This window comes from Dietzia sp. B44 (assembly GCF_014145245.1).
In the GTDB taxonomy this organism is placed as follows: domain Bacteria; phylum Actinomycetota; class Actinomycetes; order Mycobacteriales; family Mycobacteriaceae; genus Dietzia; species Dietzia natronolimnaea.
Genome location: NZ_JAALEF010000318.1, coordinates 2,651 through 7,240 on the forward strand (window position 1 = coordinate 2,651; position 4,590 = coordinate 7,240).

The 4,590-nt window shown below is 71.9% G+C and carries 7 protein-coding genes; 1 reads left to right on the top strand and 6 read right to left on the bottom strand.

Going from position 1 to position 4,590, the window contains the following annotated elements:
* The 6 genes from G6017_RS11000 to G6017_RS11020 form a co-directional block, all read right to left on the bottom strand.
* Nucleotides 1–489, bottom strand: a 489-nt coding sequence (locus G6017_RS11000; RefSeq protein WP_182617349.1) for an arsenate reductase/protein-tyrosine-phosphatase family protein, incomplete at its 3' end; no start/stop codon positions are given.
* Between the two features lie 71 nt (nucleotides 490–560).
* Nucleotides 561–1,337 carry an enoyl-CoA hydratase gene (locus G6017_RS11005; protein WP_179523209.1) on the bottom strand — a complete coding sequence of 259 codons (777 nt, stop codon included), beginning with the start codon at nucleotides 1,335–1,337 and terminating at the stop codon, nucleotides 561–563.
* Between the two features lie 162 nt (nucleotides 1,338–1,499).
* Nucleotides 1,500–1,634, bottom strand: coding sequence for a DUF8730 family Cys-rich protein (locus tag G6017_RS17230; RefSeq protein ID WP_259845221.1), 135 nt, complete (start codon nucleotides 1,632–1,634; stop codon nucleotides 1,500–1,502).
* Nucleotides 1,635–1,696: 62 nt separating this feature from the next.
* Complete coding sequence (gene rfbC, locus G6017_RS11010; RefSeq protein WP_182617351.1) at nucleotides 1,697–2,356, bottom strand: dTDP-4-dehydrorhamnose 3,5-epimerase; 660 nt, start codon at nucleotides 2,354–2,356, stop codon at nucleotides 1,697–1,699.
* Between the two features lie 77 nt (nucleotides 2,357–2,433).
* Nucleotides 2,434–2,985 carry an LpqN/LpqT family lipoprotein gene (locus G6017_RS11015; RefSeq protein ID WP_182609381.1) on the bottom strand — a complete coding sequence of 184 codons (552 nt, stop codon included), beginning with the start codon at nucleotides 2,983–2,985 and terminating at the stop codon, nucleotides 2,434–2,436.
* Nucleotide 2,986: 1 nt separating this feature from the next.
* A complete protein-coding gene (locus G6017_RS11020) occupies nucleotides 2,987–3,793 on the bottom strand; it encodes an SDR family oxidoreductase (RefSeq protein WP_182617353.1) in 807 nt (268 codons plus the stop codon).
* 194 nt (nucleotides 3,794–3,987) lie between these two features.
* Between G6017_RS11020 and G6017_RS11025 the strand changes: the two genes are divergently transcribed.
* The coding region (locus G6017_RS11025) for an oxygenase MpaB family protein (RefSeq protein WP_194307844.1) at nucleotides 3,988–4,590 on the top strand (603 nt) is incomplete at its 3' end.

Here is a 4,590-nt window from a genome sequence, read left to right on the forward strand (position 1 = left end):
CGCGTGGCTGATCTGCGCCCCGGTCCGGTCGAAGACCTCGGGCTCGCGGCCGATCGGGTCCTCGATGTCCCACGCCGGGTCGTCGGTGTCCACGCCGAGTCGGGCCCGCGCCAGCCCCGCGAGGGTCAGCGCCCGGTCGGCGTCGGCGAGGTGGGCCGCCTCCAGCAGCGTGTAGGTCTTCTTCCACAGCAGCGGGGCCATCTCCTGCACGGCGTCACGGTGGGCCCGTGTCGCGGTGAGGACCAGATCGTGACCCTGCAGGAGTCGCGGCGTGAGCAGACGGGAGGCGAAACCCTCGGCGTCGCCGCCGTGGGCCCCGAGTACCCGGCGGGTCTCGGGGTGGATCGCCACACCGTTGACCGCCCTCGTCCCCGCGGAATCCGCGACCACGTCGACACCCGCGTGCGCGGCTCGCACGGAGAGCAGCCGCTCGGCCAGCGGTGACCGACACATGTTGCCGGTACAGACCGTCATCACCGAGATCGCCATGGCGCAGATCCTAGTGGGAGGCCCCCACGACGACGCCCGGCAGGTCACCGCCCGGAACTCCCGGGCGGGCGTCACTCGCCGCGCCACTGCGGGGCGCGCTTGTCCAGGAACGCGGTCATGCCCTCCTGCGCGTCGCACGTGACCGCGTTGGTGGCCATGGTCTCGGCCATCTCGCGGTACGCCTCGCCCTGCGGGAGGTCGATCTGCCGGTAGAAGGCCTGCTTGCCGATCTGCAGGGTCAACGGGCTGGCGTCGGCGATCCGGGTGGCCAGCTCGTCGACACGGGCCCGGAGCCGGTCGGCGGGGACCGCCTCGTTGACCAGGCCCCACTCGACCGCGGTGGCGGCGTCGATCGTCTCACCGGTCAGGAGCATCTGGAGTGCGCGCTTGCGGCCGATGTTCCGCGAGACCGCCACCATGGGGGTCGAGCAGAACAGGCCGATCCTCACGCCCGGGGTGCCGAACCTCGCGGTGTCGACGGCCACGGCGAGGTCGCAGGTCGCCACGAGCTGACACCCGGCGGCGATGGCGTGGCCCTGCACCTCCGCGATCACGGGCTGGCGGATGGCCTGGATCGACTCCATGAGCTCGACGCAGGTGTCGAAGACCTCACGCTCCTCGTCGAGGGTGCGGTCGATCATCTCGCCGATCTCGTGCCCGGCGGACAGCGCCGGGCCCGACCCGGTCACCACCACCACGCCGCACGACGGGTCGTCACCGAGGTCGCGGATGGCGGCGGTGGCCTCGCGCATCATCCGCAACGACAGGGGGTTGCGGCGCTCGGGCCGGTCGAGGGTCACGCGCGCGATCGGGCCGCTGCGCTCGACGAGGACGTACGGGGTGCTCACTGGGGCCTCCGGGAGGGACGGGAGTGCGTGTCCCCCGGTTCTACCCCGCCGGACGGGTCCGTGGCGCGGGAGTGGGGACCGACGCCCCCGATGGAGGTCGGGACCGCGGCGCCCCGGGGCCACCTCGCCGGGACTACCGGGCCGGGACTACCGGGCCGGGGGTTATCGAGCCGGGACCGGGTGCTCGCCTCCACACCACTTCTCGGCGGGCACGGCCGCCTTGACCTGGTCGACGTGCTGCCCACAGCCGTCCCAGGTGGTCTTGCCGCAGACGGAACAGGCGACGGGATAACACATGGCGTCCTCCTTCATGGGGTTCTCGACCCGACAGGGCGTCGTTCGATACCCCCTAGGGTATGTCAGTCCGCGTTCGGGCGCCACTCCTCGTCCACCCGCGCGGTGGCCTCGCGCAGACGCTCCACGTGAGCCTCGCAGTCCTCCCATCGCGGCAGGCGCCCCGCGGCCGCGACGTCGAGCAGACTCGGGGCGTCGCGGTCCTTCTGGCTCATCACGTGCGTGATCGGGGTGCCGTCGAGCGCGACGGAGGGCCAGTCGATCGCGATGTGGGAGTCGAACGCGTCCACCGCGTGCTCGGCACCCGGTCGCCACCCCTCCGAGCACAGGTACATGACCGTGGACTGCGGCTCCAGCGAGAGGAATCCGTGCGCCACGCCCTCGGGGACGTAGATCGCCCGCTGGTCGCTCGAATCGAGGACCACCCCGGACCACTCACCGAACGTGGGCGACCCCACCCGCACGTCCACCACGACGTCGAACACCGTCCCGGACGGGCACATCACGTACTTGGCCTGCCCGGGCGGCACGTCGGCGTAGTGCAGGCCGCGCAGGACCCCCTCCCCCGAGACCGACACGTTGACCTGTGCGAGGTCGAAACGGTGCCCGGTCAGGCGGCGGAAGGTCGGGTCGGTGAACGCCTCGTGGAAGACCCCGCGGTCGTCCGAGATCCGGCGGGGGGTGATCTCCCACGCCCCCGTCACACTCAGCTCGCGTAGCTGCACCGGCGGTCCCGCCTTCCTGGTCAACTGACTTCGATCCCGCCCACCCTAGCGGGACACGCCGCGGCCGCCCGAGTGCGTCAACCCCTCATGGCGCCGACGATCTGGCCTGCCGTCCACTCCCCGATCAGCAGGCAGTCCATCGCCGAGTCGTGCAGGGCCGCGTCCTCGCGCCACCCGGTCACGACGAACTGGAAGACATAGGTCGCCTCGTCGTCGCTCCATCCCACGATCAGGCTCGAGGTGGCCATCTCGCCGGGCTCGGCCGTGTAGGTGCCGCGGAGGTAGCGGTAGATGCTGCGTACGGCGCCGGCGTCCTCGTCCCCCTCGCCCGCGACCTCCTCCAGCACCGTCCAGTCGGACAGGACCTCCGCGGTGGCGACGATCATGGTCACCGCGTCGTCGGTGGACATCGCGGGCGCCACGCGGGCGCAGGTGGCCACGGCGTTGGGCGAGAAGCCGTCGCGGTGGGCCCCCGGGTCCACGTAGATCACCGCCGACGGCTCCGGCGACTCGATCCGCTGCCACGGCGGGTTGTCCACCCACGTCAGCGGTTGCGCGGCCACCGCCATCGGGGGGCTCGCCTCGAGCGAGCGGCCGGTCGAGGCGCAGAACTCCTGGATGGAGGCCATGTCAGCCCTGCAGTCCCGCGCCGACGATGTGCGCCCCGCCGTCCACGACGAGCGTCTGCCCGGTGATCCAGTGGGCGTCGTCGGAGAGCAGGAACGACACCGGGCCGGCGATGTCGTCCGGCACCCCCAACCGGCCCGCCGGCAGTGCCGCGGACATCTGCTCCTCGCGGCCGGAGTAGAGGGCCTCGGCGAATCGTGTCTTGACCACCCCCGGCGCCACCGCGTTGACGCGGACGGCGGGGCCGACCTCCACCGCGAGTTCCTGCGTCAGGCGCATGACCAGTGCCTTGGTGGCGCCGTACCACCCGATGCCCGGCGAGGGTGCCAGTCCCGCGATCGAGGCCACGTTGACCACCGCCCCGCCGCGCTCACCGAGACCCGAGTGATAGACCTTCTGCGTCCACGCCAGGGTGCCCAGTGCGTTGACCTCGGTGATCTTGCGGGCGGCCGCCAGGTCCACGTCGACCGTCCGACCGAAGACGGGATTGATGCCGGTGTTGTTGACCAGCAGGTCCACCGGCCCGAACGCCTCCTCGGCCCGGGCCACCACCTCGCGCTGGTGATCCTCGTCGTCGGACTTCCCCGCCACCGCGAGCACCCGGTCCGGCGCACCCAGTTCGGCGACCGCCTCGTCGAGGCCCTCCTGCCCGCGGGCGGTGATCACCACGGACGCACCCTCGGACAGCAGTCGCCGCGCGATCCCCAGACCGATCCCACGGCTGGCGCCGGTGACGAGAGCGGTCCTGCCCGCGAAGCGGTCGGGGACGACGGGGCCGGTGCGGGGGGCGGGAAGGGGGGAAGGGCTCACGTGTCGTCTCCTGGTGCGGTTCGGGGCTCTCGGGTGTGCACTGCCAGCCTAGAGGCCGTGTCCCCGTCATACGTTCACGGGATTTTCTCAGCCCGCCCCCAGGGAATACCGGCCGACGGGCGGGACGGGAGTTACAGTCGTCGTCAGGACTCAACCGGCCGTCACGCACGGCGCAACTACCCCAGGGCGTGCCCATGTCACCACTTGATCCACGCGGTGCGGCGGACACCCCCGTGTGCTCGATCCTCGACATCCCGGGGCCCCGCTGGTTCCACCCGGGCGACCCGATCTGGCGTGTCCACGGCGACGCGGCCACCCCGATCGGCGTGACCACCGGACTGCTCATGCTGGCCGCCAACCCCGCCTTCGCGGCCGCGCTCACCGCCGCTGACGCGGTCGAGAACCCCTGGTCCGCGGACGGCTACCTGCACGACCTCATCGAGATCACCACGTTCGGCACGGTCGACGACGCCATGGTGACGATCGAGAACTCACACCGCGACCGCTCCACCTTCTCCGGCACCACCGAGCACGGCCGGTACTACTACGGTTCGGATCCGGAGCTCATGGAGTGGGCGCACGCCGCCATCACGTGGGCACTCCTCGCCGCGTACCAGCGCTTCGCGGCGCGGCCGCTCACCCCGGCCGAGTCCGACCGATACGTCAGCCAGACGGCCGGCATCGGGCACCTGCACGGCTGCCGCGTCTCGCCCACGACCGTCCGCGAACTCGAGCAGCTGCTCCGTTCCTCCCGGGACCGCGCCCGTGCGACCTCCGCGGGTCAGCGGGCCGCGACC

Coding starts and splice junctions, on each gene's coding strand:
- G6017_RS17230 (WP_259845221.1), bottom strand. CDS start 1,634: ATGTGTTATCCCGTCGCCTGTTCCGTCTGCGGCAAGACCACCTGGGAC.
- G6017_RS11015 (WP_182609381.1), bottom strand. CDS start 2,985: ATGGCCTCCATCCAGGAGTTCTGCGCCTCGACCGGCCGCTCGCTCGAG.